At 52.8% G+C, this 4,436-nt stretch carries 4 protein-coding genes and 1 pseudogene; 1 reads left to right on the top strand and 4 read right to left on the bottom strand.

The window, feature by feature from the left end; genetic code table 11:
* The 3 genes and pseudogenes from ACLQ7H_RS21760 to ACLQ7H_RS21750 all read right to left on the bottom strand — a co-directional run.
* Positions 1-1,929, bottom strand: a pseudogene (locus ACLQ7H_RS21760) (FUSC family protein); the annotation flags it as partial.
* Positions 1,930-1,932: 3 nt separating this feature from the next.
* Positions 1,933-2,796, bottom strand: coding sequence for an efflux RND transporter periplasmic adaptor subunit (locus ACLQ7H_RS21755; RefSeq protein WP_411754457.1), 864 nt, complete (start codon positions 2,794-2,796; stop codon positions 1,933-1,935).
* A 3-nt stretch (positions 2,797-2,799) separates the two neighbouring features.
* Entirely contained in the window at positions 2,800-2,991 is a 192-nt protein-coding gene (locus tag ACLQ7H_RS21750; RefSeq protein WP_051588634.1) for a DUF1656 domain-containing protein, read from the bottom strand.
* 225 nt (positions 2,992-3,216) lie between these two features.
* Between ACLQ7H_RS21750 and slyA the strand changes: the two genes are divergently transcribed.
* Positions 3,217-3,651, top strand: coding sequence for a transcriptional regulator SlyA (gene slyA, locus ACLQ7H_RS21745; RefSeq protein WP_411754456.1), 435 nt, complete (start codon positions 3,217-3,219; stop codon positions 3,649-3,651).
* 89 nt (positions 3,652-3,740) lie between these two features.
* On the opposite strand, the gene ACLQ7H_RS21740 is transcribed toward slyA, so the two are convergent.
* Positions 3,741-4,205 (bottom strand): glycine zipper 2TM domain-containing protein, encoded by a 465-nt coding sequence (locus ACLQ7H_RS21740; protein ID WP_411754455.1) that lies wholly within the window; start codon positions 4,203-4,205, stop codon positions 3,741-3,743.
* Between the last annotated feature and the right edge of the window lie 231 nt (positions 4,206-4,436).

Below are 4,436 nucleotides of genomic sequence, written 5' to 3'. Positions count from 1 at the left end.
ACGTGCTGCCTGTTCTGGATGCGGGGCAAGCGCGTCACTCATACGCTGCAACTCCTGCAAGGTGGCATCCAACGACGCATGCTGCACTCCTTTTTCGGTCATGACCCCCATCAAACAATGGATACAGACGTCGCGCACGGCGGCCAGCGGGTCTGAACGGGTTTGCCAATCTCGCAGTTGCCAGACCACGTGGCTGCAGTTCAACAGCACCACTCCCCAACGCAATAGCCAGGTGCGAGCCTCTTGATCCAGGCTTTGATTCAGTTGACTGATACGGTGATAGATACGCGACTCAAACTGGTTTTCGCTTTGCTGCGGTTTCTTACTCAACTGATCGATAAAATCACGGCGTAATGCGCGGATAATCCGTCGGCTTTTGAGTTTGTCCGAACTGGGCCGCAGAATCTGGAAAGCCAATCCTGCCAACAGCACGCCAGCAATCTTGGCGAGGCTGTCATTGATATAGCCTTGATAATCGTAGCTCGGTGGGTTGGTCACGGCGAGAAACGATCCCATAAACACGATCAACTGACCCCACAGTGGGGCATAGGGCGGATTTTGCAGTTTCATCATCTGCATCGTGACCAGGGTCGGGAACAGGAAGGCGCAGAACACCCAGAAGTCATCGATCTGGATCATCAGGCCAAATTTCATCACAAAGCAGAAGGCAAACAGCAGAGAGACGGCCTTCAACAAGGTGGTGATGGATTTGATTGGCGAAGGCGTTGAGGAATAGAGCACGCAACTGATGGCGATCAGCGTCAGCGCAGAGCTACCTGAGTCCCACTGAGTAGTGATCCAATAAGCGCAGCCGATCAGGATACACAAGAAAGTGCGTAGCCCGTTGTAGGCGGCCTCAACGCTGTCGGTATGGCGTGCTAGCGCGGTGACCCGCGGTGGTTCGATATCGCTGACCTGGGTGGCGTTTTCCAACCGTTGTAGCCAACGGGTACAGCGCAGATAGAGCCAGCAAAAGTGGCGCAGGCGCAGGAAAAACGCCCGATGGCGATAATCGGCCGGATCCTGAGGGGCGATGGCGACCAGAATTTGTGCCAGCCGGTATTTATTGGTGGTGGGATCGCGTAACTCATTCAATAGCTGTTCCAACACCGTCGCCAGATTTTCCGGGCGATCCGGCCAGTTTAACAACATGCGGCGCAGGCTAGAGATAACGCTGGTGATACGCAATTGCTGGTGCAGCATGTAGTTGAGGATATTGTTTTGCCGGCGTAGCCGGTAATGGCTCCAGAAGGCCTGAATACGCAGCAGGTTCATGGTCAGGATCTGGCCGATAACGCCCTCGTGGGAGGTACGCATCCGCAGGCTGATTTCCGGTTGCCACAGCATGGCGGCATGTTCCAGCAGGCGTAAGTGCATGCGGCGTAACGATACCAGCAAAGTCTCACCGTCCGAGGTGCTTGGCAGGATCATCATCATCAGTCCGCCGCACAGGATACCGGTGATCACCTCACAAACGCGTGCCTGGGTGATATCAAAAATTTGCTGGGTGTCGGTAATGTTAACCGTGCCGAACACGATAATCGCGGCGGTATAGCCCGCCAGGGCAAAGGCGTAAGAGACATTGTTCTGATAGTGGTTGGAAATGTAAGTGCACAGGCCCAACCAACTGGCAATCGACAGGGTGAACAACCAGGGATCGTTCAGGCAACCGGCAATCAGCAGAGAAGCCATGGCGCCAAGCAGGCTGCCAAAAATGCGGCCAATGCTCTTGCTGATCACGCCGCCAACCGTCGGGAAACTGACGACGGCAGCGGAGGTCAGAGCCCAATAGGGCTCATCCAGCTATAACACGAAGGCGACCCACAGCGCCAGGCACATTGCCAGGGTGTTGCGTAACGCATAGCGCCACTGCCCTGCGGTGGCCTTACCCCAGGGCGATCGCTTCCATTCAAGGAAAGGCAGGTTCACACATTAATCCTGCTGATGAATTGAAATGGTGCAGGTGGTACCGGCTACCAGAGTCAGGTCGGCCGGAACATCGATCAGCTTGATACGTACTGGCACCCGTTGCGCCAGGCGCACCCAAGGCACGTTGGGTTTCACATCCATCAGCAAATCACTGCTGCTGTCGGCGCTTTGGTCGTAAATGGCCCGGCCAATGCTTTCGACCACCCCTTGCAGCCGGATATTGCCGTTATACAGCACGATATCCGCCTTGCGGCCTTCTCTGATATGCCTGAGCTTGGTCTCTTCGAAATAACCGAGCACATAGAACGAATGGGTGTCTACCAGCGCCACCAATGGCGTTCCTGCGGTGGCGTAGTTGCCGACGCGGGCCTGTAAATTGGTGATGTAACCGTCGGTTGGGGCATAGATCTGCGTTTTACTGAGATTCCATTTGGCCTGCTCGAGATTGGCCTGCGCCGCTTTATACGAGGCTTTCATTGAGGCGGCGGCCAGGTTTGACTCATCCAGATCTTCTGAGGAGATAACGTTTCGGGGCAGGCTGCGGCGACGGGCCGCTTCATGGTCGGCCTTGGCCATATCCGCCTGTGCTTTGGCTAGCGCCGCCTCGGCATTGTCCAACGCAATTTGGTAAGGCACGGGGTCAATGCTGAAAATCAGGCTTCCCGCAGGGACGAACTGATTATCATGAGCCAGTATCTTTTCTAATCTGCCAGAGACCTCCGGGGTAATGTTGACGAGTTCTGCCCGCACTTTACCGTCGCGTGTCCAAGGGGATTGCATGTAGTAATTCCATAACCACCAACCGGCACAAAGCGCGATGGCGCAAATAATAACCGTCGAAAAATACTTTAATGTCTTATGCTTCATGAGCTACCAACTCGCTAGGAGCCACAGGGAACCGCTGACGGTAATAACAAAGATGGACAGATCCATCAGCATAGGGTGCCAGATATCACCGGAGTACATCCAGTCGCGTAGCAGATGATGCACCAGCAACCAGAAGACTAAACCAAGTAAAAACGCTTTAAATATGGGAGGGAAATAAAGCGATGCACCCAGCACCAGATCGGGCAGTGGTGACGCAGTATTGAACCAAGGCGTATTCACGTTAGCAATCTCTATGAGTGAATATGAAGGGGGTTTGCATAAAGGATAACCAATTACCGATAAAAAGGGTGTCTATTTTTGCGATTTGGATTATATACATTTGTGTTTTTAATATGATTTAACCAAAATGGGCTACACTTTGGGGAGTAATGTTAGCATGCTAACTATAAGGAGGGGGAAGTGGAATCAACGTTAGGTTCAGATTTAGCACGATTAGTTCGTGTTTGGCGTGCGCTGATCGATTATCGGCTTAAGCCGTTGGAACTCACGCAAACGCATTGGGTCACGTTGCACAATATCAATCGGTTACCGCCTGAGCAGTCGCAAATCCAATTGGCAAAGGCGATCGGTATTGAGCAGCCTTCATTGGTCCGCACCTTGGATCAATTGGAAGAGAAAGGGTTAATCACCCGCCACACCTGCGCCAACGATCGACGCGCCAAGCGCATCAAATTGACCGAGGCGGCAGAGCCGATTATTCGCGAAGTGGATAGTGTGATCACCTCGACCAGAAGTGAAATTCTCAGCGGTATCTCGCCGGAAGAAGTAAAACTGTTAGTAGCTCTGATTAGCAAGCTGGAACAGAACATCATCGAACTGCAAGAAAAACAATAAATCCAGCGCCTTTTTTATTCAGTTAAGTCACAGCAACAAACAGAAACCGGAGGCCCAGGGGCCTCCGGTTTTGCATTCTGACGCGTTCGTTACAGTGGGGAAACGGTAACGGTACCGCCATTTTGCGCCATACGAACGCGCTGACCTGGGCTGAATTTAGTTGACCCGGCTTTCTGTACCACGACGATATTTTCTTTATTATCGGTTTTGATTTCCAACTCCCAAGCATTGCTACGGCTAGCTGCGCTACCGACGCTGTCGCCTACCACGCCGCCGGCTACGGCGCCTGCTGCGGTTGCCAGGCTACGGCCAGTGCCGCCACCAATAGTATTGCCCAGGAAGCCACCCAGGACCGCACCGCCGATAGTGCCAAGCATACTTGAGCCTTCACCGCCCTGAATTTGCACCGGGCGTACGGACACCAGGGTACCAAAGGTCACGGTTTGTACCTGCTTGGCCTGAGAGGCGGAATAGACATCGCCGGACGCGGTTTGGTTTGCACAGCCCGCCAGTGTGACTGAGGCGAGAGCGACAACGAGAAGACGCTTGATCATATAAAGCTCCTGCGGTTGGTAATCCAGATCTGGGAGATAGGCCCAAACCAAGTTCTATAAATATTACAGCAAGTATGGTTTAATCGGTTTTATAACATCCATGTGCTGTCACTGTATACAGTTTACCTTTTCCCTATTCAACCAATACTAAACGGTGGTTTAGCTTTGTGACAGAACTGAAAAAAAACGATCGGTGCTTTCCCCCCCCCCCGAGCTGTTGAATATGTAACC

The organism is Serratia sp. (in: enterobacteria) (assembly GCF_046715635.1).
Lineage (GTDB): Bacteria > Pseudomonadota > Gammaproteobacteria > Enterobacterales > Enterobacteriaceae > Chania.
The sequence above is the reverse complement of the archived record's forward strand: the minus strand, read 5'-3'. Positions and strand labels throughout refer to the sequence as shown.